This is a genomic window from Nocardioides sp. (assembly GCF_041913365.1).
In the GTDB taxonomy this organism is placed as follows: domain Bacteria; phylum Actinomycetota; class Actinomycetes; order Propionibacteriales; family Nocardioidaceae; genus Nocardioides.
In genome coordinates, this window is record NZ_JAYSFM010000001.1 from 367102 (window position 1) to 392257 (window position 25156).

At 72.8% G+C, this 25156-nt stretch carries 26 protein-coding genes; 12 read left to right on the top strand and 14 right to left on the bottom strand.

Annotation, left to right across the window (positions count from 1 at the left end; genetic code table 11):
- On the bottom strand, positions 1-628 hold a 628-nt coding region (locus tag ACE3QY_RS01865; RefSeq protein ID WP_374454305.1), incomplete at its 3' end, for an exodeoxyribonuclease V subunit gamma.
- A gap of 306 nt (positions 629-934) precedes the next feature.
- Between ACE3QY_RS01865 and ACE3QY_RS01870 the strand changes: the two genes are divergently transcribed.
- On the top strand, positions 935-1783 hold the full coding sequence (locus tag ACE3QY_RS01870; RefSeq protein WP_374454306.1) for a DICT sensory domain-containing protein: 849 nt from the start codon (positions 935-937) through the stop codon (positions 1781-1783).
- 8 nt (positions 1784-1791) lie between these two features.
- Here ACE3QY_RS01870 and ACE3QY_RS01875 read toward each other — a convergent pair whose 3' ends face one another.
- From ACE3QY_RS01875 to ACE3QY_RS01895, 5 genes are all read right to left on the bottom strand, one after another.
- Positions 1792-2478, bottom strand: a complete 687-nt coding sequence (locus tag ACE3QY_RS01875; protein ID WP_374454307.1) for a hypothetical protein — start codon at positions 2476-2478, stop codon at positions 1792-1794.
- Positions 2475-3704, bottom strand: coding sequence for an NRAMP family divalent metal transporter (locus ACE3QY_RS01880; protein WP_374454308.1), 1230 nt, complete (start codon positions 3702-3704; stop codon positions 2475-2477). The genes ACE3QY_RS01875 and ACE3QY_RS01880 overlap by 4 nt, the downstream gene beginning before the upstream one ends.
- Complete coding sequence (locus tag ACE3QY_RS01885; protein ID WP_374454309.1) at positions 3701-4138, bottom strand: hypothetical protein; 438 nt, start codon at positions 4136-4138, stop codon at positions 3701-3703. The genes ACE3QY_RS01880 and ACE3QY_RS01885 overlap by 4 nt, the downstream gene beginning before the upstream one ends.
- Before the next feature lie 96 nt (positions 4139-4234).
- Positions 4235-4408, bottom strand: a complete 174-nt coding sequence (locus ACE3QY_RS01890; RefSeq protein WP_374454310.1) for a CsbD family protein — start codon at positions 4406-4408, stop codon at positions 4235-4237.
- A 28-nt stretch (positions 4409-4436) separates the two neighbouring features.
- The gene (locus ACE3QY_RS01895) at positions 4437-4712 is read right to left on the bottom strand and encodes a Rho termination factor N-terminal domain-containing protein (protein ID WP_374454311.1); all 276 of its coding nucleotides are present in this window, start codon (positions 4710-4712) and stop codon (positions 4437-4439) included.
- Between the two features lie 86 nt (positions 4713-4798).
- Between ACE3QY_RS01895 and ACE3QY_RS01900 the strand changes: the two genes are divergently transcribed.
- The 6 genes from ACE3QY_RS01900 to ACE3QY_RS01925 all read left to right on the top strand — a co-directional run bounded on the left by ACE3QY_RS01900 (position 4799) and on the right by ACE3QY_RS01925 (position 11223).
- Positions 4799-5272: a DUF6328 family protein gene (locus ACE3QY_RS01900; RefSeq protein ID WP_374454312.1), complete on the top strand. Its 474-nt coding sequence runs from the start codon at positions 4799-4801 to the stop codon at positions 5270-5272.
- A gap of 26 nt (positions 5273-5298) precedes the next feature.
- Positions 5299-6495: a hypothetical protein gene (locus tag ACE3QY_RS01905; protein ID WP_374454313.1), complete on the top strand. Its 1197-nt coding sequence runs from the start codon at positions 5299-5301 to the stop codon at positions 6493-6495.
- 203 nt (positions 6496-6698) lie between these two features.
- Positions 6699-7796, top strand: coding sequence for a sugar ABC transporter substrate-binding protein (locus ACE3QY_RS01910; RefSeq protein WP_374454314.1), 1098 nt, complete (start codon positions 6699-6701; stop codon positions 7794-7796).
- Positions 7797-7911: 115 nt separating this feature from the next.
- Positions 7912-8688, top strand: coding sequence for an ATP-binding cassette domain-containing protein (locus ACE3QY_RS01915; protein WP_374454315.1), 777 nt, complete (start codon positions 7912-7914; stop codon positions 8686-8688).
- An 11-nt stretch (positions 8689-8699) separates the two neighbouring features.
- Positions 8700-9983 carry a sugar ABC transporter permease gene (locus ACE3QY_RS01920; RefSeq protein WP_374454316.1) on the top strand — a complete coding sequence of 428 codons (1284 nt, stop codon included), beginning with the start codon at positions 8700-8702 and terminating at the stop codon, positions 9981-9983.
- A gap of 10 nt (positions 9984-9993) precedes the next feature.
- Entirely contained in the window at positions 9994-11223 is a 1230-nt protein-coding gene (locus tag ACE3QY_RS01925; protein WP_374454317.1) for an ROK family protein, read from the top strand.
- On the opposite strand, the gene ACE3QY_RS01930 is transcribed toward ACE3QY_RS01925, so the two are convergent.
- The 3 genes from ACE3QY_RS01930 to xylB are packed head-to-tail and all read right to left on the bottom strand — an operon-like array spanning position 11206 to position 14991.
- The gene (locus ACE3QY_RS01930; RefSeq protein WP_374454318.1) at positions 11206-12402 is read right to left on the bottom strand and encodes an ROK family protein; all 1197 of its coding nucleotides are present in this window, start codon (positions 12400-12402) and stop codon (positions 11206-11208) included. The two genes, ACE3QY_RS01925 and ACE3QY_RS01930, sit on opposite strands and share 18 nt — an antisense overlap.
- A gap of 20 nt (positions 12403-12422) precedes the next feature.
- The gene (gene xylA / locus ACE3QY_RS01935; RefSeq protein WP_374454319.1) at positions 12423-13589 is read right to left on the bottom strand and encodes a xylose isomerase; all 1167 of its coding nucleotides are present in this window, start codon (positions 13587-13589) and stop codon (positions 12423-12425) included.
- A gap of 13 nt (positions 13590-13602) precedes the next feature.
- Entirely contained in the window at positions 13603-14991 is a 1389-nt protein-coding gene (gene xylB / locus ACE3QY_RS01940; RefSeq protein WP_374454320.1) for a xylulokinase, read from the bottom strand.
- 204 nt (positions 14992-15195) lie between these two features.
- Between xylB and ACE3QY_RS01945 the strand changes: the two genes are divergently transcribed.
- A complete protein-coding gene (locus ACE3QY_RS01945; protein WP_374454321.1) occupies positions 15196-15771 on the top strand; it encodes a TetR/AcrR family transcriptional regulator in 576 nt (191 codons plus the stop codon).
- Positions 15768-16883: an SGNH/GDSL hydrolase family protein gene (locus ACE3QY_RS01950; RefSeq protein ID WP_374454322.1), complete on the top strand. Its 1116-nt coding sequence runs from the start codon at positions 15768-15770 to the stop codon at positions 16881-16883. Before ACE3QY_RS01945 ends, ACE3QY_RS01950 begins: the two co-directional genes overlap by 4 nt.
- A gap of 12 nt (positions 16884-16895) precedes the next feature.
- Here the strand turns inward: ACE3QY_RS01950 and ACE3QY_RS01955 are convergent, their stop codons facing one another.
- From ACE3QY_RS01955 to ACE3QY_RS01970, 4 genes are all read right to left on the bottom strand, one after another.
- Positions 16896-17864 carry a hypothetical protein gene (locus ACE3QY_RS01955; RefSeq protein ID WP_374454323.1) on the bottom strand — a complete coding sequence of 323 codons (969 nt, stop codon included), beginning with the start codon at positions 17862-17864 and terminating at the stop codon, positions 16896-16898.
- 5 nt (positions 17865-17869) lie between these two features.
- Entirely contained in the window at positions 17870-18409 is a 540-nt protein-coding gene (locus tag ACE3QY_RS01960) for a hypothetical protein (protein WP_374454324.1), read from the bottom strand.
- A gap of 696 nt (positions 18410-19105) precedes the next feature.
- Positions 19106-20407 (bottom strand): aspartate aminotransferase family protein, encoded by a 1302-nt coding sequence (locus ACE3QY_RS01965; RefSeq protein WP_374454325.1) that lies wholly within the window; start codon positions 20405-20407, stop codon positions 19106-19108.
- A 91-nt stretch (positions 20408-20498) separates the two neighbouring features.
- Positions 20499-21908 (bottom strand): wax ester/triacylglycerol synthase family O-acyltransferase, encoded by a 1410-nt coding sequence (locus ACE3QY_RS01970; RefSeq protein ID WP_374454326.1) that lies wholly within the window; start codon positions 21906-21908, stop codon positions 20499-20501.
- 113 nt (positions 21909-22021) lie between these two features.
- Between ACE3QY_RS01970 and speB the strand changes: the two genes are divergently transcribed.
- Positions 22022-23032 (top strand): agmatinase, encoded by a 1011-nt coding sequence (gene speB, locus ACE3QY_RS01975; RefSeq protein WP_374454327.1) that lies wholly within the window; start codon positions 22022-22024, stop codon positions 23030-23032.
- Here the strand turns inward: speB and ACE3QY_RS01980 are convergent.
- The gene (locus ACE3QY_RS01980; RefSeq protein WP_374454912.1) at positions 23029-23850 is read right to left on the bottom strand and encodes a nucleoside hydrolase; all 822 of its coding nucleotides are present in this window, start codon (positions 23848-23850) and stop codon (positions 23029-23031) included. The two genes, speB and ACE3QY_RS01980, sit on opposite strands and share 4 nt — an antisense overlap.
- Before the next feature lie 91 nt (positions 23851-23941).
- On the opposite strand from ACE3QY_RS01980, the gene ACE3QY_RS01985 reads away from it, so the two are divergent.
- Both ACE3QY_RS01985 and ACE3QY_RS01990 read left to right on the top strand, forming a co-directional pair.
- Positions 23942-24556, top strand: coding sequence for a ClpP family protease (locus tag ACE3QY_RS01985; protein WP_374454328.1), 615 nt, complete (start codon positions 23942-23944; stop codon positions 24554-24556).
- Positions 24553-25155, top strand: a complete 603-nt coding sequence (locus ACE3QY_RS01990; RefSeq protein ID WP_374454329.1) for a ClpP family protease — start codon at positions 24553-24555, stop codon at positions 25153-25155. The genes ACE3QY_RS01985 and ACE3QY_RS01990 overlap by 4 nt, the downstream gene beginning before the upstream one ends.
- Position 25156: the final 1 nt, after the last annotated feature.

The following is a 25156-nucleotide window of genomic DNA, read 5'->3' on the forward strand; positions in this document are numbered from 1 at the left end:
GCCCGACCCCGCCCTGCCGGCCCCGGAGGGGGGCGGGGGGGGGCCGCGCGGGGGGCCGTGTGCGGTCCCCCTCTTGGAGCGTCCGACGCCACTGCTCGGCCTGCCAGCGCAGGTCGGGGTCGAGCGGCTGCCCGGCGCCGTCGGTGTCCGCGCCCGACCGCCAGTCGCGGACGAGCTGCGGGCGCTGGACGGCGTACGAGGCGAACAGCCCGGCGAGGCGCCGGGCGACGGCGTAGCGGCGGGCGCTCCGCTCGTCGGTCGGGTCGCCGTGGCCGAGGTGGCGGCTGAGGTCCTCGAAGCCGGGCTCGTCGAGGCACTCGTCGACGACGGCCAGGAGGGGCCACGCCAGCCGGTCGGGGCTCCACGGGTCCTCCGCGTCGCGGTCGAGCAGCAGGGACACGAGCGAGTGGGGCGTCACGAAGTCGACGCCGGCGCACACGCCGTCACCACCGCGCGGACCGACGCCGAGGCGGTGCGAGAGCCGCTGGGTCAGCCAGCGCTCGACGCCGCGTGCCGGGACGACCACGACCTCGCGGGCGAAGGGGTCGGCGAGCGGGGTGACCAGCAGCTCGGACAGGCCGTCGGCGAGCGCGTCGGTCCGCTCGGCGGTGTGGAGGTGCAGGGTCACGGGCGCCACCCTATGAGCGGCCACCGACGATGCCGGCGAACCCCGATCACCGAAGGGCGGAAGGAGGCACCCTCCGGTGACCAGCAGGGGTCAGGAGCGGTGCTCGATCTCCTCGGCGCGGGCGGCGTCCATCCGCCAGATCACGATGCACCCGACGATGGCGACCACGATCGCCACGGAGCTGATGAGGATCACGCTGACCATGGGATCTCCTGGGGTGGTGGACCAATAGTTCTACAACCCTGTATAAGTTACTTCGACACAAATGGCAAGGGCTGTACGCGGCCAACCAGGAGGAGCAACCACGTGGGGGCAGGGGTGAGCGAGGGGTTCAGCATCGGCGTGCTCGCGTCCCGGACCGGGCTGACGCCCGCCGTGCTGCGGACGTGGGAGCACCGGTTCGGCTTCCCCGCGGGCGAGCGCTCGCCTGCGGGCCACCGCCGCTTCACCGAGGCCGACGTGCGCCGGGTCCGCGAGGTGCTGGAGGTCCGCGACACCGGCGTCCCGCTCCAGCTCGCCATCGACTCCGTCGCCCGCCGCGGCGACGGGGGGCCTGCCGAGTCGGTGCACGCCGTCCTCGTGCGCGAGTTCCCCGGGCTCCGGCCGCAGCGCCTTGGCCGGCCCGCCCTCGTCGCGGCGTCGTACGCCGTCGAGGACGAGTCGCTCGCGCGGGCCGACCGCCCGGTGGTCCTCGGCGCCTTCCAGAGCGGCTACCACTTCGGCCATGCCCGTCACCGGTGGGACGAGCTGGCCCGGACCGCGTCGTGGTGCGCCGTGGTCGCCGAGTTCGACGACGACCTGCCGGCCGACCCGGCCGGGCGGCCGGCGCGCTGTCAGCTCCCGGACGGCTCGCCCCTGCGGCGGGAGTGGGTCGTGGTGAGCATCAGCGCCGGCTTCGCCGCGGTGGTGTCCGCGTGGGAGGTGCCGAGCCGTCCCGGGGAGGAGCCCGCCTTCGAGGCGGTCATCAGCACCGACCGCCCCGTCGCGCTCGCCGCAGCCCGGGTCATCACGGCGACCGCCCGGTCGGCGGGAGCCCGCCCGCCGGCACACGTCCGGGAGCTGCTCGACGAGGTCACGCCCCGCGCAGCCTCCGCTGCCGGCGACGCCGACCGGGTGTGGTTACGGGCGCTGGCTCACCTCGACCTGCCGCGCTGAGGCGCAGCTCAGCCGTCCTCGCGGTCGCGGGACAGCGGCCGGCGCGGACCGTGCGCAGCCACCGCGCTCCCGGTCCAGTCGATCGCGCACTGGCCGGCGTCCACGACCCAGGACCCGCGGTGCAGGCGGCGTACGAGCGCGGCGATCGCCCACGGTCCCATGTCGCGCTTGCGGTCGTAGCCGAGCATCGATCCCGGTCCGCCGCGACCGACGACGAGCTCGGTGACGACGAGGCCGCGGTCGCCCTCCGGCCGTGCTCGTACGTCGATGACGCGTCCGTCGCGAGCGCCCTCGTAGGTCACCGGCGCCCCGAGCAGCCCCGTCAGCCTGGCCCGCCCGGGGTCGAGGGCCGGAGCGGGCGGGGCAGCACCGGCGCGGCGGGTGCGCAGCCGCACGCCGCTGTCGAGCCGGTCGACGAGGGCGAGGTCGATCCGGTCCGGGACGTGCTGACCGGGCCGCTGCGGGGCGGAGGCGACCCACAGCTCGTGGGCCCGCCGCGAGATCCGGGGGAGGAGCGCGTTGGCGCCGAGCAGCAGGCCCGAGACCACGAGGGCGCCGTCGTCGAAGCGGCTGAGCTCGACGTCGTCGACCTTGCCCACCAGGGCGCCCTCGGCGTCCGCCACCTGGCGGTCGAGGAGGTGCAGGGCGAGGTCGAGCTCGCCGCCGAGCCGCCCGCCGGGCATGGCCGTGCTCACTGTCCCATCCCCGTCACGACCATCAGCGGGATCGCGGCCACCGCCGCGACCACGATGAGCACGAGGTAGACCGTCCCGAGCGTGTTGGCGACCCGGCCGTTGACGTGCTCCCCGACGTAGTCGGGGTCGTTGGCGATGACGAGGATCGGGAAGTAGGTCAGGGGCAGCGCGACCGCGGAGAACACCACCGACGCCTCGGTCACCGCAATCGGGTCGATCCCGGAGAGCAGCACCGCCGCGGCCGCCAGGGTGCACAGCACCAGCACCACGTGGAAGGCGACCGCGGCCTGCGGCCGGACGTACTTGCCCCACTGCTCGCCGACGTACTGCGCGAGGGAGTAGCCGACCGAGAGGCCGGTCTCGCACGCGGCGCCGAAGGTCGCGGCCACGAAGCCGAGGACGGCGACCGCGACGCCGATCTTGCCCAGCGCCTCCGCCACCGGCAGGGCGGTCTCGCCGAGGGTGTCGACCATGATCCCGTGCGGCTGCAGCACGACCGCGGCGCAGCCGGCGATCGCGAGCGACAGCAGCCCGCCCAGCGGGAAGCCGATGAAGACGTTGGCGCGCATCGTGGCGAGGTCCTTCGAGGTCCACCGCTCCTCGACGCCGCCGGAGGAGAAGAAGAAGACCTCGTAGGGCGTCATCGCCGCGCCGAAGAGCGCGACGGCGTAGTAGGCCCAGGTCGTCCAGTCCTCGTCGGCCGGCTTGTCGGCGGTGAGGGCCTGGTGGGTCAGCGCGCCCCAGTCCGGACCGAGCTGCCAGAGCGCCACGGCGAACACGATGAGCGCGAGCCCGAGCAGGCCGAGCACGTTCTCGATGGCGCTGAACTTCGCCCGCCAGAGCAGCAGCCACACCGCGAGCGCGACGAACGGCACCACGAGGAGGTAGTTGACCGAGCTGACGAGCTGCAGTGACAGCGCGACCCCGCCGATCTCGGCGATGAAGGTCAGGAAGGTGACGCCCATCGAGCCGACCAGGTTGAGCAGCCCCACCCGGGGGCCGAGGCGCTCGCGGACGAGGTCGAAGGTCGCGCGACCGCTCACCGCCGCCACCCGGCCCGACATCTCCGCGAACAGGCAGATCCCGACGACGCCGATGACCACGGCCGGGGCGATCGACCAGCCGAACCGGGCGCCGACCTGGGCGTTGGTGACGAGGTCCCCGATGTCGACGAAGCCGCCGATGGCGGTGAGGATGCCGAGCGCGACGGCGAAGAGGCGCTTCACCGCAGGTCCTCCCGCGCCGCGTCGAGCTCGTCGGACAGGTCGAGCAGCCGGCCGCGCAGGTCGGCGTACGCCGCGTCGTCGCCGGCGGTCAGCGCGATGCGGGCCTGCCGCACCTGGTCTGACGCCTCCGTGAGCAGGTCGCCGAGCCGACGGTCCGTCCCGGCCTCACCGGCCGGCGGCTGCTGGGTGGTCAGGCTCTCCTCGGCCGTCGCCAGCGACTCCTCGGCCTCCACCGCGGCGATGCGGGCGGCCCGTCCGGGGAGGCGGTCGTGGGCCTGCAGGTCGAGCACCAGCGCCACCGACTCGACCTCGCTGACGGTGTCCTCGAGCGCCTGGTCGGCGGTGGTGCGCCAGTCGCCGGGCGACGGCTCGGTCGGTGCGCATCCTGCGAGCGCCAGGACTGCGGCGCTGCTCGCCACGACGACCCGCAGCATGGCGTCTCCTCCTCCGGTGCGATGGCGCGAGAAACGGCCGGTCCCGTCGTGCGTGACGACGGGCCCGGCCGTTGGTCCCCCGAACTGCTCTGGCGGTCAGCCCTTGAAGGCGTCCTTGACCTTCTCGCCGGCCTGCTTGAGGTTGGCGCCCATCTGGTCGCCCTTGCCCTCGGCCTCGAGCTGCTCGTCGTCGGTGGCCTTGCCCGTGGCCTCCTTGGCCTTGCCCTTGAGCTCGTCGCCCTTGTTGTCCATCTTGTCGTCCAGACCCATGTCGGTTCCCCTCTTCTCGGTGGATCGGTCAGTGGTTGCGCAGCGCGTCGATCAGCTCGTCCTTCGACATGGACGAGCGGCCCTCGATGTCGAGCTCGGCCGCGCGCTCGCGCAGCTCCTCGACGGTGCGGTCCTCGTAGTCCTGCGCCTCGCCGCCGCGGTGGCCCACCTTCGAGCGACCCTCTGCGGCGGACGCGTTGGCGATGCGGGCGGCCTTCTCCTTGCTCGCGCCGTCGTCGCGCAGCGCCTCGTAGACCTCGGCGTCCTTGACGGACGGTCCCGGGTCCTTCCGCTTCTCAGCCATGACGACCACCGTGCCACCGCGCCGTGCCGGGCGGTTCACCCGTGAGGGCGTGTGTGGCCCGAAGCGTCGCGCGTAGCGTCCGGAGGATGCCCGAGAGACACCCCGACGAGGCGCGCGAGGAGACCGAGGACGAGCGGGCCGACCGCAACTGGAACGAGCTGCTGCAGGAGCTCCGGGTCAGCCAGACCGGCGTGCAGCTGCTCGCCGGCTTCCTCGTCACGCTGCCGTTCCAGGAGCGGTTCGAGGACCTCGACGCCTTCCAGCGTGCCTGGTACGTCGGCCTGCTGGCGCTGGCGTTGAGCACCGTGGGCGTGATGCTGTCGCCGGTCGCGATCCACCGCCGGGTGTTCCAGGACGGCGCCAAGCCCGAGCTCGTCCGGGCCGGGCACCGGCTCACCATGGTCGCGCTGGCGCTGATCGGCGTGCTGCTCGGCGGCATCGCCTTCCTGGTGGTCGACATGGTCTACGACCGCGCGGCCGCAGCCGGCGGCGCGGTGGTGTCGGTCGTCGTCCTCGCCGGCCTCCTCGTGGTCCTGCCGTCCCGGGTCGCCCCGGAGTAGGACCCCGGTGCGGCAGACTCCGAGGGGTGGAGCTGCGACCGGTGGGGCTGCTGGTCCTCGTCGGCGTGCTCGCGCTGGCCGGCTGCACCGAGCCCCCGGACCCGCCTGAGGACTCCCCTGAGGACCCAAGGACCGTCGCGGTCGAGTGGACCGAGCAGTCGCTCCCTGCCCCCGCCGGCGCGCCCGGACGCTCGGTCGTGCGGGACGCGGTGCAGTGCGGCGACGGCTGGTGGGTCGTCGGCGCGGTGTTGCTCGACCACCCGAGCGAGACCCGCGACACCCGCCCCGCCGCGTGGTTCTCGCCCGACCGCACGACCTGGACCTCCGTCGGCGTCGACACCACGACGTACTGGGGACGACGCGCGATCCTCAACTCCGTGGCCTGCTCGCGCGACCGGGTCGCGGTGGTCGGCGCCCGGTCCGGCGGCGCGCACGGCAACCCGCGGGTCACGACCTTCCGCGAGGACGGCGACGGCCTCGTCGACGTGCCCGCCCTCTTCATCCAGTACGGCGGCGTGACCGCGACGAACGTCGGCCCCATCGCCGGTGGCTCGACGGGCTGGCTGATCACCGGCAACCGCACCTCGGGGCCGGGCGTGTGGTTCACCGACGACCCGCGGGAGTTCACCCGGGTCGAGCAGGAACCCGGCCTGACCGACGACGGCGACCTGGAGTCGCTGGCCCAGGGTGCCGGCTGGTCCGGCGAGGAGTGGGTGCTCGTCGGGGCCGGCGCGCGCACCGGCCGCCACCTCGACCAGGACCCGCTCGCGTGGACCTCGCCCGACGGCCTGACGTGGACGCCCGAGGAGATGCCGGCGGCGGACGGCGTGCAGGACGTGCACCGGGTCGTCGCGCTCGGCGACGGACGGGTCCTCGCGGTGGGGCGCAGCGAGGGCGGGTTCGCCGCCTGGGTGCGCGACGACGACGGCTGGAGCGACCCGATCCCGTTCGGTGCGATCGCGGACTCGTGGCGCGGCGCGCCCTACGTCGCGTCGCTGGCGCGCACGCGCCTCGGTGTCCTGGCCACCGTCAGCACCGGCGACCACTACCAGCTCTGGCAGACCGGGGAGGGTCGCGACTGGCGTCAGGTCGGCGTACCGCTGGAGCCGCAGACCGCCGGCGACCACTCGCTGGTGGCGGCGGCCGGCAAGGACCTGCTGCTGGTGGGCGACGCCGGGGACGGCGGCCACGTGTGGAGCGGTGCCCTCTCCCCGATCGGGTAGGCCCGACCAGACCAGTGGTCCAGTGCCGCGTGGGTCTTCCACGCGGGAGTGTCCGCCACTTCGGTAACAAACCGGTCACGGCTGCGATCCGGTATGGACGTGACCACCATCACTCCATATGTTGTCCCGAACAACATATGCGCGTAGGCGTGGCGATCAGCCGTGGCCCGACGTGCGATCGAAATCGCTAGGAGGCGGTTCGTGTGAAGCGGAAGCACAGTTTGGTCCTCGTCCCCCTGCTCGGCGCCGCCATGGCACTGACCGCGTGCGGCAGTGACGACAGCGGGTCCGGCGGGGACAGCGGCAGCGACAGCGGCAGCGGGGACACCGCCGGCAAGATCGGCGTGATCCTGCCCGACACCGAGTCCTCGGTGCGCTGGGAGAGCGCGGACCGCCCGGCCCTCGAGGCCGCCTTCGAGGAGGCCGGCGTGGAGTACGACATCCAGAACGCCGAGGGCGACGCGGAGAAGATGACGCAGATCGCCGACACGATGATCGGCAACGGCGTCACGGTCCTCGCGATCGTCAACCTCGACTCCGAGTCCGGTGCGGCCATCCAGGAGAAGGCCAAGTCGCAGGGCGTCGCGACCATCGACTACGACCGCCTCACCCTCGGTGGCTCGGCCGAGTACTACGTCTCCTTCGACAACACCGTCGTCGGCGAGCTGCAGGGCCAGGGCCTCGCGGACTGCCTCGGCGACAAGAAGGCCAACATCGTCTACCTCAACGGCTCGCCCACCGACAACAACGCGACGCTGTTCGCCGAGGGCGCGCACAGCGTGCTCGACGGGATGAGCAACTACACCGTCGTCGGCGAGCAGGCGGTCCCGGACTGGGACAACGAGGAGGCGGCCACGATCTTCCAGCAGCTCTACACCGCGGCTGACGGCAAGGTCGACGGCGTGCTCGCGGCCAACGACGGTCTCGGCGGTGCCGCGATCAGCATCCTCGAGGGCAACGGCCAGGCCGGCAAGGTCCCGGTCACCGGCCAGGACGCCACGGTCGAGGGCCTGCAGAACGTGCTCGCCGGCACCCAGTGCATGACGGTCTACAAGTCCGCCACGCAGGAGGCCGGTGCGCTGGCCGAGGCCGCGATCGCGCTGGTCAACAACGAGGAGGCCGAGACCACCGGCACCACGGTGGACTCGTCCGACGACAGCGAGGTCCCCTCGATCCTGCTCACCCCGCAGTCCATCACCAAGGACAACGTGGGTGACGTGATCGACGACGGTGGCCAGAAGGCCGAGGACGTGTGCGCCGGCAAGTTCGCCGACCTGTGCGCCGAGGCCGGCATCTCCTGATCCTGATCGGGGAAGCCTGACCCCACGGAACGCGACGCCCGGGCCGGAAGCACCCGGCCCGGGCGTCGTACCCGTCCTCTCGCACAACAAATTCTGCTGATCGGAAGTGGGACCCATGGTTCAACCGCTGCTCGAGCTGCGCGGCGTCAACAAGAGCTTCGGCGTGGTGCACGTCCTCCACGACGTGGACTTCGCCGTCTACCCCGGACAGGTCACCGCCCTCGTGGGCGACAACGGCGCCGGCAAGTCGACGCTCGTCAAGATCATCGCCGGCATCTACGGCCGCGACAGCGGTGACTTCTTCTTCGAGGGCAACAAGGTCGAGGTGCACGGCCCGCGCGACGTGGCCGCCCTCGGCGTCGAGATCGTCTACCAGGACCTCGCGCTCTGCGACAACCTCGACATCGTCCAGAACATGTTCCTCGGCCGCGAGGAGACCAAGGGCCTCGGCCTCGACGAGGTCACCATGGAGTCCCGCGCCCGCGAGACCCTCTCGTCCCTCTCGGTGCGCACCGTAAAGTCGGTGCGCCAGAGCGTCGCCAGCCTCTCCGGCGGCCAGCGCCAGACCGTGGCGATCGCCAAGGCCGTGCTCTGGAACTCCAAGGTCGTCCTCCTCGACGAGCCGACCGCCGCCCTCGGCGTCGCGCAGACACGCCAGGTGCTCGACCTCGTACGCCGGCTCGCCGACCACGGCCTCGGCGTCGTGCTGATCTCCCACAACATGGGCGACGTCTTCGAGGTGGCCGACCGGATCACCGCGCTCTACCTCGGCCGGGTGGCCGCCGACGTCCCCGCGAAGGACGTCTCCCACAGCCAGGTCGTCGAGCTGATCACCGCCGGACGCTCCGGGGACCTCGGGATCTCCGAGAACCTCGCGAACGCATCGGCCTGAAGGAGACTGACATGTCCGTCGACAACGACACCCAGTCCGCTCCCGCGGCCCAGCCGTCCAGCGGCTTCGACAACGACAACCGCCAGGCCGCCTCGATCGGCGACTCGGCGCGCGACTACCTCAACCGCCTGCGTGGCGGCGACATGGGCTCGCTGCCCGCCATCCTCGGCCTGATCTTCCTGTTCATCGTCTTCACCGCGCTGCACGACCGGTTCCTGACGACGTACAACATGGCCAACCTGGTCGTGCAGGCCGGCTCCATCTGCGTGATGGCGATGGGCATCGTCTTCGTCCTGCTGCTGGGCGAGATCGACCTGTCCGCCGGCGTGGCCGGTGGCGCCGCCGCCACGATCATCGCGCTGATGATGATCGACCACGACTGGCCGTGGTGGGCGGCGACCCTCGCCGGCATCGCGGTCGGCGCCCTCATCGGGTTGGCCATCGGCGCGTTGGTCTCCTACCTCGGCATCCCGTCCTTCGTCGTCACGCTCGCCTTCTTCCTCGCGCTGCAGGCCGTGCCGCTGAAGCTCATCGGTGCCGGCGGCTCGCTGCGCTTCAACGACGAGGTGCTGCGCGGGTTGTCGATCAAGAACGTCCCGGTCACCGCCGGCTGGATCGCCGCAGTGCTGATCGTGGCCGCCTTCGCCGCGGTGTCGCTCTGGAACTACCGCACGCTGTCGGCCAAGGGCCTGGTCCACAAGCCGCTCGGCCTGGTCGTCATCCAGATCGTCGTGCTCGGTGGGATCGTCCTCGGCGTCACGGCCCTGCTCAGCGCCAACCGCGCGCCCAACCCCAACCTGTTCAACATCAGCGGCATCCCGTGGGTGCTGCCGGTGGTCGTCGCCCTGCTGCTGTTCTGGACCTTCGTCCTGACCCGCACGCGGTTCGGCCGGCACCTCTACGCCGTCGGCGGCAACGCCGAGGCCGCCCGACGCGCCGGCATCAACGTGCAGCGCATCCGGATCGCGGCCTTCATGATCTGCTCCTCGATGGCGGCGATCAGCGGCCTGCTGCTGGCGTCGTACGTCGGCAAGGTCTCGCCCGGCTCGGGTGGCGGCAACGTGCTGCTCTACGCCGTCGGCGCCGCGGTCATCGGCGGCACCAGCCTCTTCGGTGGTCGCGGTCGGGCGATCGACGCGGTGATCGGCGGCCTGGTGATCGCGACGATCCCCAACGGCCTCGGCCTGCTCAACCAGGCGAGCTACATCAACTTCCTCGTCACCGGCGGCGTCCTGCTGCTGGCCGCGAGCGTGGATGCCATCTCGCGTCGTCGTCGTTCCTCGGCCGGCGTCTAGGGCGACGAGCATGAGCCCGCAGCGGCGCGCGGGCCTCGGGACCAACCAGGAGGCCGTCCGGCGCCACAACCTCGGCACGTTGCTGCGGCACGTGCACGGCGCCGGCCAGATCTCCCGCGCCGAGCTGACCAGCCTGATGGGGCTCAACCGCAGCACCATCGCGGGGCTGGTCGGCGAGCTGGAGTCGCTCGGGATCTCCGAGCGGGCCACGCCCGTGGGTGGGCCCCGGCAAGGAGCCGGGCGCCCGTCCGCCGGCGTGCGGATCGCGGCCGAGGGGCCCTTCGTGATCGCGGTCGACCTCGGGGTCGACCGGGCCGTGGTGGCCCGGGTCGGGCTGGGCGGCCGGGTGCTGGAGCGGGCCCAGGCGCCGGTGCACAGCGACGGCGAGGCCTGGCAGGTCGGTGCTGCGGTCGCGGCGCTGATCCGCCGGGTGGTCGAGGACGCGCCGCCCGCGGCGCCGCTGGTCGGCATCGGCATCAGCGTCCCCGGCCTGGTGCGCCGCAGCGACGGGTTGATCCGGCTGGCGCCCAACCTGGAGTGGCACGACGTCTCCTTCGGCGGCATCGTGCTCGCCGCGCTCGGGCTCGACATCCCGGTGTCGCTGGCCAACGACGCCGACCTCGGCGCGCTCGCCGAGCACATCCGCGGCGCCGGTGTGGGCGTGGACGACCTGATCTACGTCTCGGGCAACGTCGGTGTCGGTGCCGGCGTGATCACCGGCGGGGTGCGGCTCGAGGGCGCCGGGGGCTACGCCGGCGAGGTCGGCCACCTGCGCTTCAACCCCCAGGGGCGGCCGTGTCACTGCGGCAACCGCGGCTGCTGGGAGACCGAGGTCGGCGGCCACGCGATCGCCGAGGCGATCAGCTGCCCGCCCGACAAGGTCGCCCAGCTCGACGAGGTGCTGGAGGGCTACACCAGGCCGACGCCGGAGCTGCGGGCCACCGGCACTGCGCTCGGCCACGGCCTGGCGAGCATCGTCAACACCTTCAATCCGCGGCTCATCGTGCTCGGCGGCTACTTCCGCACGCTCTACCCGCTCGTGCGCGCCGAGGTGAACGCCGGCCTCGCCGACCGGGCGCTGCCCGCGCCGCTGGAGTCGGTCACCCTCGTCCTGCCGGGACTGGACTCCGACTCACCGCTGCTGGGTGCGGCCGAGATCGCCCTCGAGCCCCTCTTCGTCGACCCGGTCGCGGCGCTGGGGTCCGCGCTGGTCGACGTCGGCTCACGCCTCGCGGTCTGAGGTCCGGACCGCCGGCTCTCCGAGGTCGAGCTCGCCGGCGAAGACCGGGCCGAGCGACTGCTCGGCCGCGCCGAGCGCGGCCGCCTGGATGCCGAGCGTGCTCAGCCGCAGCTCCGGCCGCACCTGGGCCGCGGACGCCAACCGCTCGTCGAGCGTGCGGCGGGCCGGCTCGAGCACCAGGTCCCCCAGCGGCACGAAGTAGCCACCGAGCACCACGACGCCGGGGTCGAGCACGCTGCTGAGCATCGCGAGGCCCAGCCCGAGGTCGCGGCCGACCCGCTCGAGCCCTTCGCGGACGGCCGGGTCGTCGGCTGCGCGCGAGGCCACCGCCTCTGCGGTGAGCAGCGGGGTGTCCAGCTCGGGCATCCCGACCGCGGCCAGCATCGCGTGCAGGCCGACCGACGCCTCCCAGCACCCGCGGCGCCCGCAGCCGCACAGGGCGGCGGAGTCGCCGACCGGCATGTGGCCGACCTCGCCCGCGAAGCCGGAGGCGCCGCGCACGAGCTCGCCGTCCTGCACGATGCCCGCACCGATGCCGACGGTGCCGGTGAGGTAGAGCGCGTGGGCCACCCCGACCGCGGCGCCGTGGTGCGACTCGGCGTACGCCGCGCAGTTGGCGTCGTTGCTCACCTGCACGCCGCCCGGCACGAGCTCGCCGAGCGCGGCCGCCAGGCCGTCGCCCTCGATCGCGAGGTTGGGCGCCCACGCCACCGTCCGGTTGTCACCACGGACCAGTGCCGGCACGGCGAGCGTCGTGCCGACGACGGTCTGCCCCTCGCCGGCGTGCGCCGTGACGGCGTCGCGGGCGAGGTCGGTGAGGGCACCGTCGCCGGCCGGCCGGCTCTCGCTGAAGAGCGCCTGCCCGGCCAGGTCGAGCACCACGGCGGAGACGTAGTCGACGTTGAGCTCCAGGCCGAGCGACACGAAGCGGTCGGCGCGCAGCACGACCGGCCGGCCCGGGCGTCCGCGGACGCCCGGGCGCGAGCCTTTCTCGGTGACCGCGCCGGCTGCCTCGAGGTCGGCGACGATCACGCTGATCGTGGCCTTGGCCAGGCCGGTCTGCTTGGCCAGCTCCGCCCGGGTCGACGGACCCTCCTGACGGAGGGCCCGCAGGACGACGGCGGTGTTCTGCCGACGCAGGCCCTCGGTGCCGGTGGTCGGGCGCGCCTGGCTGGTCACGGGATCGGTCGGAGCTGTGGTCAGCGGACGCCGTAGAGGTGCTCGAGCGCCAGCTGGTCGAGGTGCTCGGTCGCTGCACCGAGGGCGGCGAGCGCCTCGGGGTCCGGCAGCTGCCACTCGAGGAGCTGCTGCCAGCCCTCGCCGTCGCCGAGCGTCGGCTGGGCCAGCTCCGGGAGCCGCGCCGCCTCGAGCGCGGCCTGCACCTCCGGGTCGGCGCGGAACGCCTTCACCTTCTCGCGGAGGATGAGGTAGTTGCGCATGTTCGCCGCGGCGCTGACCCACACGCCGTCCTCGTCCTCGATGCGGGCGGGCTTGTAGTCGAAGTGGACCGGGCCGTCGTACCCACCGGCGAGGAGGGTGTCGACCACCCAGAACGCGCCGCGGACGTTGCCGGCGCCGAAGCGGAGGTCCTGGTCGTACTTCGGTCCGTTCTGGCCGTTGAGGTCGATGTGGAAGAGCTTGCCCTGCCACAGCGCCTGCGCGTAGCCGGCGGCGGCGTTCATGCCGGCCATCTCCTCGTGCCCGATCTCGGGGTTCACGCCGACGAGCTCGGGGCGCTCGAGCTGGTTGATGAAGGCCAGCGCGTGCCCGATGGTCGGGAGCAGGATGTCGCCGCGCGGCTCGTTGGGCTTGGGCTCGATGGCGAAGCGGAGGTCATAGCCCTGGTCCACGACGTACTCGCCGAGGACGTCGAAGGCCTCCTTCATCCGGTCGAGCGCGATGCGGGTGTCCTGCGAGGCGCCGTACTCGGCACCCTCGCGGCCGCCCCACGCGACGTAGACCTTGGCACCGAGCTCGGCGGCCAGGTCGATGTTGCGCATCACCTTGCGGATCGCGAAGCGGCGGATGTCGCGGTTGTTGTTGGTGAAGCCGCCCGCCTTGAAGACCGGGTGGCTGAAGAGGTTCGTGGTCGCGGTGGTGACCACGAGGCCGGTGTCGGCGAGGCCCTTCCTGAAGCGGTCGATGATCTGGTCGCGGGTGGCGTCGTCGCTGCCGAACGGGATCACGTCGTCGTCGTGGAAGTTCACGCCGTAGGCGCCGAGCTCGGCGAGCTTCTCGAGGGAGTGGACGGTGTCCATCGGCGGCCTGGTCGCGCTGCCGAACGGGTCGACGCCCTGCCAGCCGACGGTCCAGAGACCGAAGGAGAACTTGTCCTCGGGGGTGGGGGTGGGGATGTCGGTGCTCATGGCGATGCCTTCCTTACGGGGTCCAGGTGTCGGTGCGGTCGCGGAGGCCCGCGTAGGCCTCGCGCACGTGGGGGGTGGGGTCGGCCTCGAGGACCGTCGTCTGCGGGGCCGGCCACTGCGGGGGCTCGCTCGTGCCGGCGAGGGCCCACGCCGCCTGCCGGGCCGCGCCCAAGGCGACGTACTCCGACGGGGGCGGCAGGGTGACGGGCGCGCCGAGGACCGCCGGGGCGAGCTCGCGCAGGGCCGCGCTGCGCGTCGCACCGCCGACCATGAGCAGGCGCCGGGGCTGCTCGCCGGTGGCCGCCACGAGCCGGTCGACGGCATCGGCGAGCGAGCAGAGCAGTGCCTCGTACGCCGCTCGCGCGAGGTCCGCACGGGTGGTGGCGGGGGTGAGCCCGGTCCAGGTGCCGACGGCGTCGGGGCGGTTGGGGCTGCGCTCGCCGCCGTAGTAGGGGGAGAGGGTGACGCCGCCGGCCCCGGGCGCAGACTGGAGGGCCAGCGCGGCCAGCTCGTCGTGGTCGACGCCGAGCCAGCGGGCCTGGAGGTCGAGGATGCCGGCGGCGTTCATCGTGGTGACCATCGGCAGGAAGCCGCCGCTGGCGTCGGCGAAGCCGGTCACCACGCCGGTGCCGTCTGCGACCGCCGTCGTGCTGACCGCCGAGGCGACGCCCGAGGTGCCGACCGAGACGAGGACGTCGCCGGGCTGGAGCGCCATGCCGAGGGCGGCACCCATGTTGTCGCCGGTGCCGCCGGCGAGCAGTGCGCCGGTCGCGGTCCGGCCGGCCGCGGTGCCGGGGGCGACGATGCGGGGGAGGTCCGCGTCGTGGCCGAGGGCCAGCTCGAGGAGGTCGTGGCGCCACGCGCCCTCGCGGGTCGCGAAGTAGCCCGTGCCGGAGGCGTCGCCCCGGTCGGTGAAGGGCTCGGTGCCGGGCTCCGCCAGGTGGTGCGAGACGTGGTCGTGGGGCAGCCGCACGCTCGCCACCCGCGCGGCCCGCTCGGGCTCGTGGTCGCGCAGCCAGCGCAGCTTGGCCGAGGTGAACGACGCGACCAGGACGCTGCCGACCGCGTCGGCGCAGGCCTGCGGGCCGCCCATCTCCTCGATCAGGTCGCGGGCCGCCCCGGCCGACCGGGTGTCGTTCCACAGCAGCGCGTCGCGGACCGGCGCGCCGCTGTCGTCGAGCGCCACCATGCCGTGCTGCTGGCCGCCGACCGAGACCGCGTCGGCGCGCTCGAGGAGGCCCTCGGTCACTGCGTCGACGGCGTCGAGCCAGGCCGTCGGGTCGACCTCGGTGCCGGGCGGGTGGGGTGCGGTGCGCTCGTCGACCACGGTCCCGTCGGCGGCATCCACCAGCAGCGCCTTGGTCGACTGGGTGGAGGAGTCGATGCCGAGCACGAGAGCCACGTCACAATTAAGTACGAGACTCGAACTAAAGTCAAGGTGGTCTGGTCGGCCAGCGACCCGTCATACGGAGGCGCACGCATGAGGTCGGGTCCGGATGACGGACCGGCGCCGCCACCCTGGGCTGGTCGAGCGGAACCCTCGCCGGATTGGGCCCGGCAAACCTAATGACTTAAGGTTCTACCCACATCGATCAAGGAGGTAGCCGTGCCTCGCGCCGGACTGACCAGCGACCGCGTGACGCGGGCCGCCGCCGACCTCGCCGACGAGGTCGGCCTGGACGCGGTCACGCTCACCGCGCTGGCGGCGTCCTTCGGCGTCGCGGTGCCGAGCCTCTACACGCATGTCCGCAACCCCGCCGACGTACGCACCCGCGTCGCGCTGCTCGCGCTGGAGGAGACCGCTGATCTCGCCGCCGAGGCGCTGGCCGGCGTGAGCGGCCGCGACGCGCTGGCCGCGCTGGGCCGGGTGTGGCGGACCTACGCCCGTCGCCACCCCGGCCGCTACGCCGCCACCCGGCTCCCGCTCGACTCCGACACGGCCCTCCGCAGCGCCGGTCCGCGCCACGCCGAGCTCACCCGGGCCGTGCTCCGGGGCTACCGGCTCGACGCCTCGGACGAGACTCACGCCGTGCGCCTGCTCGGCGCGACGTTCCACGGCTATGCCGCGCTCGACGCCGCCGGTGCGTTCGGCCACGGCACCGCTGTCCCGACCTCCGACGAGACCTGGGAGCGCGTGCTCGACGGCCTCGACACCCTCATCCGATCCTGGGAGACTTCATGACCGACCTTCGCGCGCTCGTCCGTGGCGCCCTCGAGCTCGAGCGCACCGACCGCGGCCTGCTGCCCCGCCGGCTGCCGGCCTGGGCGCGGGCGCAGACCGACGACCCGCAGCTCCACCTCGTCGAGGCCCAGCCCGCCGGCGTACGGCTGGCGCTGCGGACCACCGCGACCCGGCTCGAGCTCGACGTGCTGCCCACCAAGCGGGTGTACGCCGGTGCTCCCGCACGCCCGGACGGCACCTACGACGTGCTGGTCGACGGCGATCTCGTCGAGCGGCTGACCGCGCCCGGCGGCAACGTGCTGCTGGTCGACATGATGACCGGCGCCAACACCTTCGAGCCCGGTGATCCGACCACGCTCGTGATCGGGCTGCCGGCCGGCGAGAAGGACGTCGAGGTCTGGCTGCCCCACGACGAGCAGACCGAGGTCGTCGACCTGCGGGCCGACGCCCCGGTCGCGCCGCTCCCGGGCGCCAGGCTGCGCTGGGTGCACCACGGCAGCTCGATCAGCCACGGGTCCGTGGCGACGTACCCCACCGAGACCTGGCCCGTCGTCGCCGCCCGCCTGGCGGGCCTCGACCTGGTCAACCTCGGCCTGGGCGGGAGTGCGCTGCTCGACCCGTTCGTCGCGCGCACCATCCGGGACACCCCGGCCGACCTGATCAGCCTCAAGCTCGGCATCAACGTCGTCAACCAGGACCTGTTGCGCCGCCGTGCGCTGGGTCCGGCCGTGCACGGCTACCTCGACACCATCCGCGACGGCCACCCGGAGACGCCGATCCGCCTGGTCTCGCCGATCTTCTGCGGGATGCACGAGTCCGTGCCGGGGCCGACAGGCGTCGACATGTCGGGGATGGCCGATGGCCGGGTCGCGTTCGTCGCCGAGGGCGACCCCGCGGCGGTCGCGCGCGGCGCGGTCAGCCTCGAGGTCGTCCGCGAGGTGCTCGCCGAGGTCGTCGAGCGTCGCGACGACCCGCACCTGACGTACGTCGACGGGCTCGCGCTCTACGGCCCCGCCGACGCCGAGCGGCTGCCGCTGCCCGACAACCTCCACCCCGACTCCGCCACCCACCGCCTCATCGGCGAGCGGTTCGCCGCGCTGGGCGACTGGTAGGGAACGCGACCGTCAGCGCGAAGAGGATCCGGTGAATTCGAGTCGGATGGACTCCTCGTCGCGCAGCACGACCAACGGAGCGCTGGACGGCGACCAGTCCTCGGGCACCAAGAAGTAGCGGCCGCCGGTGCGCTGCAGCAGGTGGAGACCGGTGTAGCGGAACCGGAAGCCCGCATCCTCCCCGGGCAGTACCTCCGTCGTGACACCCGGAACGTCGATCTGGAGGTCGCGCTGGGAGTAGATGGCGACGAGGGGATAGCTGTTGCTGGACGCGAGGACCAGCTCGGCCTTCCCTCGGCCGACCACCTCGGCGAAGTTGGCCACCTCCCAGAAGAGAGCGGCCGTGACCAGGACGCCGACCAGCACGCCGCGCAGGTTTCCCACCCAGGGAGGCCGGGCGTCGTGCTCCTGGCCGTCCGCGTCGTCGGCGACAGCACGCACGCGTACGCCGTACTCGGTGAGGAGGAAGCCGACGGCGAGTGACAGGGGGATCACCAGCTCGCGCCATCGAGGTCCGAGCAGGCCGAGCACCAGGCCGATGCACGGAACTGCCCACCACGCTGTCCATGCCAGCACGTTCCCGGCACGTCGTACGCCGCGACGACGCGTCTCGTCGTCGAGCTGGCCGAGCAGGAGACCGTGGAGCACCACCCACAGCAGCAGCACGGCTGACCCGACGATCAGAGGGACGAAGAGGGCAGAGAGGCTGCGCAGGACGTAGTCGCGCGTCGACATCGCGAAGATGCTCTCGTCGACTCCCATGGCTCTGGACTGCTCGGCCGACAGCGCCCAGCCGAAGTAGAAGAGAAGAGCGGTCGCGACGGTGACCGGGGGGCCGACGACGGCCAGCGCACGCAGCGCACCACTGATCGGGACGCCGTCGGGGTCGGTGTCCGTCGCCTGGGCGGGATGCCTTCCGCCCGAGGACGCCAGCCGGCGGGCGGGAAACCCAGTGGCTGGGCTGACTCGTGGCCGGCGCATGGAGGCTACTCGTAGGTGAAGGTGCCCAGGTCGATCTGGGAACCGTCGTCGTACTTCAGGACGACCGGGACGGTGGGCGCGGTGCCGGGGGGTTGTTCAGGCGCTAGCTGTGACACGGACTCGCTGCGGTTGCTGGACAGCCCGAACGCCTCCGTCCCGAACCAGAGCTCGCCGCTGTAGTGCATCCACGGCGCGTTCGACCAGCTGAGGGTCACGACCGTCTCAGGGGTGCCCGAGCGCGGTGTCAGCGTGAAGTCGGTCGGCCTGCAGGCATAGCCCGGTGCGGACCCTCCCAGGACGATGTTGGGAAGGGAGTCGGGCGCCGGAGAGCTGCCCATGATCGACTGCATCGTCTCCCGCACGGCCGCAATCGTGCACCCGCTGCCGGCGAAGTCGCGGCCCCCGCCGAACCAGCCCTCGGTAGCTCGACGCCAGAGGTCGATGTCCGACTGGCGCAGAGCGGCGCACGCGAGTGCAGCGGACTCGTAGAAGGAGGCTTCGTTGCCCTGCATATTCTCGATGCGCGCCTCGTCGATCGCCCGCACACAATCACCTTGGAGTCGGGCGTAGACACGCATGGGAGCGACCGGGGTGTCTGGCGACGAGGGCCCGAAGGGGATCCACGACAGGCTGCGTGGTGCCGTTGTCGTGGGAGTGCTGGTCGGGCTGGACGACGACGTCGGTGTCCGTGTGGGTGTGCTGCTGGGCGACTTGGTCGGACTCTTGGTCGGACTCTTGGTCGGGCTCTCGGACGGGCTGGTGGTCGGGCTCTCGCTCGGACTCGCGGTCGGGTCCGTCGACGGCGGGGTGGTGGGCGACTTCGCCGGGTCGGGCGTGCTCGTGCCGGAGGGACGGGTCGTGCCTGAGGGCGACCCAGAAGGCGATGTCGGATCGGTGGTCGACGCAGATGGCGTCGTGGTCGAGCTGTGGCTTGCCGTGGGTTCGCTCGTCGACGGGTCAGTGGCCCGGGCCACGGGCTGGTCCGGGTCCGTCGGATCGCCGCATGTGGACGCGGCGAGCACGACCGAGGCGGCCAGTGCCGTGACCACGAAGTCCCTGGCCGTCCAGTCCCGACGCCGTCTCGTGATCCTGCTTCGCGAGCCTTCGATCTCCCCCATGACGTGCCCCTCCCGCTGCGGCGCAACCTCCCGACGTTGCGCCTCCGCACCCATCAGGATGCACCCGCAGCGGTGTCACCGCATCCGTAATTTCGCTGCCGTTCGCCGGTCCAACCGGCGGGCTCAGTCCTTCAGCGTGCCCGCGATCGCCTGCTCCAGCAGGTCGACACCGAGGTGGAGCTCGTCCTCGGCGATGGTCAGGGGCGGGGCCATCCGGATCACGCCGCCGAGCCCGGGCAGCTGCACGATGTTGATGTGCAGGCCGAGGTCGAGCGCAGCCGCGGTGACCGCACGGCCGAGCTCGTCGGCGGGGGTCTTCGACTCCTTGTCGGTGACCAGCTCGACGCCCTGCAGCAGGCCGCGACCGCGGACGTCGCCGACCACGTCGTAGCGGTCGCGGAGGTCGAGCAGCCGCTCGCCCAGCACCTTCCCCAGGATGCGGGCGCGATCCGCGAGCCCGTCGCGCTCGACGACGTCGAGCACGGTCAGGGCCACGGCCGCGGCGAGCGGGTCGGACGAGTGGGTGGTGAAGAAGAGGTGGCCGCGCTCGTGGCATCGCTCCTCGATCTCCGCGCTGGTGACCACGACCGCGACCGGGAGGCCGGCGCCGAGGGTCTTGGAGAGCGTGATGATGTCGGGCACGACGCCGTCGCGCTCCACGGCGTACATCGTGCCGGTGCGGCCGAGGCCGGTCTGCGCCTCGTCGACGACGAGCAGCATGCCGCGCTCGCGGCAGCGCTCGTGCAGTCGCGCGAGGTAGCCCTCCGGCAGCTCGAGGATGCCGCCGGAGGACAGGATCGGTTCGACCAGGCAGGCGGCGAGGCTGCCGGAGGACTGCCGGTCGAGGGTCGCGAAGCCGTAGTCGAGCTCGGTCTCCCAGTCGTGGCTGCCGTCGGGGTGGCGGAAGGGTGAGCGGTACGCGTCGGGCGCGGGCAGCGTGAGGTTGCCGACCGGCGGCGGCCCGTAGCCGTGGCGTCCGGCGGAGAAGGTCGCCCCGGCCGCCCCGGTGGTCATGCCGTGCCACGAGCGGTCGAGGGCGACCACCTCGTAGCGACCGGTCGACAGCTTGGCCATCTTGATCGCCGCCTCGTTGGCCTCGCCGCCGGTGCTCAGCAGCTGCATCCGGCTCAGCGGCGGGGGCAGGCTGGTCGCGAGCCGGCGGGCGAGCTCGACGACCGGACGGCTGAGCATCCCGGAGTAGAGGTGGTCGAGCGTCGCGATCGACTCCGTCACCGTCCGCACGACCTCGGGGTGGGAGTGGCCCAGCACGGCGCTCATCTGGCCGGAGGTGAAGTCGAGGATCGCGCGACCCTGCTCGTCGTACACGTAGGAGCCGGCGGCGCGGTCGATGATGCGCGGCGTGAACCCACCTCCGTAGCGGATGAGGTGCTGCTCGGCGTCGCGCCAGAAGGTGTCGTCGCTCATGGGGTCTCCCTGCCGTCGGTGCGTGTGCACACCTTCGCAAGAGGCGGGGTCCGCGTCGAGCGATCCGCTCGCACCGTTCTTGACGCCGACCTCACCGGCGGGCGGTCCGGGGAGCCGGGGGGCTGGTGGCCGACACCAGCTCCGCCATCGAGGTGGCGATGCCGTCGGCGAGCACCTGCAGGTCGGGTGCGGTGTCGTAGTCGCCGGTGATCCCGAAGGTGAGGGTGTCGCGGTAGGAGAAGATCGCCACCCCGATCCGGACGCGGTCGGCGATGGGGACGTACGGCAACATCTGCAACGCCTCACGGCCCAGGGCGTACAACGCGGTGCGTGGTCCGGGGACGTTGGTGGTCACCGTGGCGACGTGGCGCTGCGGGAGCCGCAGCCCCGCGCGGATGCCCCACGAGACCGGCGCGAAGGGCGCCAGCCCGGCAGCGGACGTGACGCTGCCGCCGGCCTCGGGCTCGTGGTGCTCCCGCAGGCCGCGGATCCGCTCGCGCACCGCGTGCAGTCGCTCGACAGGGTCGGCCAGGTCGACCGGCAGGTAGGGCAGCATCAGCGACACGCGGTTGTCGGGGATCGTCTCCGAGCCGGGCTCGCGCGTCGAGACGGGGACCAGGGAGCGAATGGTGTGCGCGTCGGGCTCCTCACCGCGTGACAGCAGCAGCTGCCGGAAGCCTCCGCTCACCACCGCCAGCGCGATGTCGTTCACGGTGACGTCGCAACGCTGCCGCACGGCCCGCACGTCCTCGAAGGAGACCTCCGTCCACGTGTACCGACGGCTCCCCTCCAGAGGACCCGTCAGGGATGTGGCCCGCACCGGGCGCAGGGCCGAGGCCATGGTGAGCAGCCCGCTCACCGTCTCGGACGTGGTGCGCGCGAGCCGTCGTGGCGCGGCGAGGGCGCCGACGACCGTGCGGGCAGTGGCCACCGGCGTCGCCGCCAGCTCCCAGGCCGCCCGCGCCGTCACGGCCACGGTCGACGGAGCGGCCGCGGGCGTCCAGGTATCGGGCTCGGCCGGCCGTGGTGTCGGTGTCGGGTCGAGCACCAACCGGTAGAGGTCGGTCCCGGACACACCGTCGACGAGGCTGTGGTGCAGCTTGGACAGCACCGCCCATCGCCCGCCCGGCAGGCCCTCGCAGAACCAGTACTCCCACAACGGTCGGTCACGATTCATCCGCCGCGACATCACCCGGCTCATCAGGCGCCCGATCTCCTCCGGTCCGCCCGGCGCCGGCAGGGCGGTGTTGCGGACGTGCCAGCGGAGGTCGAAGTCGGGGTCGTCGACCCACGCCGGCGCGGCCAGTCCGAACGGGGCGAGGCGCAGCTTCTGGCGGTAGCGCGGGACCAGGGGCAGGCGGCCGGCCACCATCTCGAGGAACTCCTCGAAGGCGGGCGCCGGACCCTCGAAGATGCACAGCGAGCCGATGGCGAGCGACGCCCGCGGGTCGACGTCCTCGGCTCCGAGGAAGGCTTCGGACAGGGGAGTCAGACGGTCCATGGCGTTCTCCTGGTGCGATCGGCGGCGCTCCTCCAGTCTCGGAGCGCCACCGCCCCGCGGGCCAGCGCCGTTCGACCACGGTCCACGGGCCGATCGACCCCTAGAGTCGGGCCATGGCTCGCTACGGCGCTCAGTTCGGCCCCGACTTCACCTTCCTGGGCGTGCCCCGGTGCGACCTCGACGACGCGTCGACGTACGCCGATGCGGACGTGGTCGTCGTCGGTGCGCCGTTCGACGGCGGCACGTCGCACCGGCCGGGCACCCGCTTCGGCCCGCAGGCCATCCGGATGACCGACTACCTGCCCCATGACGGCTCGCGGCCCTCGCTCGCGCTGCGCACCGACGCGCTGCAGGACCTCAAGGTCCTCGACGCCGGCGACGTCGAGCTGCCTCCGGGCGACATCGAGACCACCCTGGGCCGGCTCGAGGCCGCGGTGGAGAAGGTGGCGCGCGCCGGCGCCATCCCCGTCGTGCTCGGCGGCGACCACTCCATCGCCTACCCGGACGCCAAGGGCGTGGCCAACGTGCTCGGCCACGGGCGGGTGTCGATGATCCACTTCGACGCCCACGCCGACACCGGCGACATCGAGTTCGGCTCGCTGTGGGGCCACGGCCAGCCGATGCGGCGGCTGATCGAGTCGGGCGCGCTGCGCGGCGACCGGTTCCTCCAGGTCGGCCTGCGCGGCTACTGGCCCGGACCCGAGACGCTCGACTGGATGGCCGCCGAGAACATGCGGTCCTACGAGATGACCGAGATCGTCCACCGGGGTCTGTCCGAGTGCCTGACCGAGGCGTTCGGCATCGCCACCGACGAGTGCGAGGGCGTCTTCCTCTCCGTCGACATCGACGTGTGCGACCCCGGGCACGCGCCGGGGACCGGCACGCCGGAGCCCGGCGGCCTCTCCGCCCGCGAGCTCCTCGACTCCGTACGCCGGATCTGCCTCGAGCTGCCCGTCGTCGGGATCGACGTGGTCGAGGTCAGCCCGCCCTACGACCACGCCGACATCACCGCGGCGCTCGCCAACCGGGTCGTCCTCGAGGCCCTCTCCGCGATCGCCCGCAAGCGCCGCGATGAGCGCGACGGCACCACCTGGGACCCCGCCCGGCCGCTGCTCGACCGCTAGGCCCGGAGCAGCACCTGCACGTAGGTGCGGGCCACCGCCTCGGCGTCGACCGCCACCACGACGTCGACCCGCTGCCCGTCCGGGACCTCGGTGAGGTGTCCGCCCGCGAGGCCGACCAGGCGGGGCTCGACCGTGAAGAGCTCGGGGTGGGTGAGGAGGACCAGAGCGCCCGCGTCACCGATCAGGTGCGACCTCCGCACCGCCAGCAGGTCCCCTGCGAGCCGGGCGGCCGGCCGGTCCGAGGCGCGGAGCCGGTCGACGTCGGCCGGCGCCACCGAGACCTGCTCGAAGACGTCGACGACGTAGAGCGTCGTCGGCCGGCCCGAGGCCAGGACCCGGGCGGTGGCGGCCGGGTCGTGCCCGGCGTTCAGCTCGGGCGGTTCCTCGACCACCAGCTCGCCACCGACCAGGACGACGTCGGTGGACGAGGCCGCCAGGGTCGGCAGGTTCGTCATCGGCGCCAGTCCGACGAGCGTGAAGGGCCCGTCGACATCCAGTGCTGAGAGGTCGAGGACCGGGGAGTCGTCGGGCCAGGGCACCGCCACTCCGCCGAGCCCGTCGGTCCCGTGGTTCGTCGGGCCGGCCCGCGGGCCCGTCCCGGCAGTGGTCGTTGCCGCGCCGGTGGCGACGGGGACGTCGGCCGCGCCCGCGACGGCCAGCACCGCCCTCGAGTTCCGGGCGGCCACCTCCACCGGCACGTTGCCCGCGACGGTGCTCACCCCGCGCAGGTCGAGCAACGGGCTGGCGACGGCGTACAGCAGCGCGAGGGCGTCGTCGATCCCGGTGTCGACGTCCAGCACGACCCTCGTCGGGCGCATCACCCGCTCACCGTACGGCCTCTGCTCCCCGCGGATCCGCCACCAGCGGAGCACCCTGTGGTGCGGCTCCGACACGGGTCACGCTGGCGGCATGACCATGAACACCACATCGGAGCGCATCGAGGACGAGCTGGTCCGCCGCCTCATGCACCAACGCATCATCGTGCTGGGCGAGGAGCTGCGGGAGGGCAACGGCAACCGGCTGATGCACCAGCTGCTGCTCCTCTCCGCCGAGGACCCCCGCGCCGACATCAGCCTCTGGATCAACTCGCCCGGCGGCTCGGTCTCCTCGATGCTCGCGATCCACGACGTGATGCAGCTGATCCCGAACGACGTGAGCACGCTCGCGATGGGCATGGCCGCCAGTGCCGGCCAGTTCCTGCTCTCCGCCGGCACACCGGGCAAGAGGTACGCCCTCCCGCACGCACGCGTCCTGCTGCACCAGGGCTCGGCCGGCATCGGCGGCACGGCCGTCGACATCGAGATCCAGGCCGACGACCTGCGCCACACCCGCGACACCGTCCTCGGCCTCATCGCCGGTCACACGGGCCAGGACCGCGACACCGTCGAGCGGGACTCGCGGCGCGACCGGTGGTTCAGCGCCGAGCAGGCGCTCGACTACGGCTTCGTCGACGAGGTCATCACCAGCGTCGACCACGTCACGCCCGGGCGCGCGCGCTCCGTCGGGCTGGCAGGTGTGCGATGAGCACCTACACGATCCCGTACGTCGTCCAGCAGACGCCGCGGGGCGAGCGGACCCTCGACCTCTACTCCCGGCTGCTGTCCGAGCGGATCGTCTACCTCGGCACCGAGATCGACGACGGCGTCGCCAACGCGGTCATCGCGCAGCTCCTGCACCTCTCGTCGGAGAACCCCGAGCTCCCGATCAGCCTCTACATCAACTCACCCGGCGGCTCGATCGACGCGATGCTGGCGATCTACGACGCCATGCAGTTCGTCCGCCCCGACGTCGAGACCGTGTGCGTCGGCCAGGCGACGTGGACCGCGGCGGTCCTGCTGGCCGGCGGCGCGCCCGGCAAGCGGGCGATCCTGCCGCACGGCCGGGTGGTGCTCCACCAGCCGGCGACGCAGGGCCGCGGCACCGTCCCGGACCTCATCCTCGAGGCCGACGAGGTCGCGCGTGTCCGCCTGGTCCTCGAGGAGATCCTCGCGCAGCACACCGGACGTACGCCCGAGCAGATCCGCCAGGACACCGACCGCACGCTGGTGCTCCCCGGCACGGCCGCGGTCGACTACGGCATCGTCGACACGGTCTTCCGGGAGCAGGGACCGGCGATCGCCTGAC

Excerpts from the sequence above, each read along its gene's own strand:
- ACE3QY_RS01885 (WP_374454309.1), bottom strand. The coding sequence starts at position 4,138 with ATGCTGCGGGTCGTCGTGGCGAGCAGCGCCGCAGTCCTGGCGCTCGCA.
- ACE3QY_RS01890 (WP_374454310.1), bottom strand. The coding sequence starts at position 4,408 with ATGGGTCTGGACGACAAGATGGACAACAAGGGCGACGAGCTCAAGGGC.
- ACE3QY_RS01895 (WP_374454311.1), bottom strand. The coding sequence starts at position 4,712 with ATGGCTGAGAAGCGGAAGGACCCGGGACCGTCCGTCAAGGACGCCGAG.
- ACE3QY_RS01900 (WP_374454312.1), top strand. The coding sequence starts at position 4,799 with ATGCCCGAGAGACACCCCGACGAGGCGCGCGAGGAGACCGAGGACGAG.
- ACE3QY_RS01915 (WP_374454315.1), top strand. The coding sequence starts at position 7,912 with ATGGTTCAACCGCTGCTCGAGCTGCGCGGCGTCAACAAGAGCTTCGGC.
- ACE3QY_RS01920 (WP_374454316.1), top strand. The coding sequence starts at position 8,700 with ATGTCCGTCGACAACGACACCCAGTCCGCTCCCGCGGCCCAGCCGTCC.
- ACE3QY_RS01925 (WP_374454317.1), top strand. The coding sequence starts at position 9,994 with ATGAGCCCGCAGCGGCGCGCGGGCCTCGGGACCAACCAGGAGGCCGTC.
- xylA (WP_374454319.1), bottom strand. The coding sequence starts at position 13,589 with ATGAGCACCGACATCCCCACCCCCACCCCCGAGGACAAGTTCTCCTTC.
- ACE3QY_RS01950 (WP_374454322.1), top strand. The coding sequence starts at position 15,768 with ATGACCGACCTTCGCGCGCTCGTCCGTGGCGCCCTCGAGCTCGAGCGC.
- ACE3QY_RS01955 (WP_374454323.1), bottom strand. The coding sequence starts at position 17,864 with ATGCGCCGGCCACGAGTCAGCCCAGCCACTGGGTTTCCCGCCCGCCGG.
- ACE3QY_RS01965 (WP_374454325.1), bottom strand. The coding sequence starts at position 20,407 with ATGAGCGACGACACCTTCTGGCGCGACGCCGAGCAGCACCTCATCCGC.
- ACE3QY_RS01970 (WP_374454326.1), bottom strand. The coding sequence starts at position 21,908 with ATGGACCGTCTGACTCCCCTGTCCGAAGCCTTCCTCGGAGCCGAGGAC.
- speB (WP_374454327.1), top strand. The coding sequence starts at position 22,022 with ATGGCTCGCTACGGCGCTCAGTTCGGCCCCGACTTCACCTTCCTGGGC.
- ACE3QY_RS01980 (WP_374454912.1), bottom strand. The coding sequence starts at position 23,850 with ATGCGCCCGACGAGGGTCGTGCTGGACGTCGACACCGGGATCGACGAC.
- ACE3QY_RS01985 (WP_374454328.1), top strand. The coding sequence starts at position 23,942 with ATGACCATGAACACCACATCGGAGCGCATCGAGGACGAGCTGGTCCGC.
- ACE3QY_RS01990 (WP_374454329.1), top strand. The coding sequence starts at position 24,553 with ATGAGCACCTACACGATCCCGTACGTCGTCCAGCAGACGCCGCGGGGC.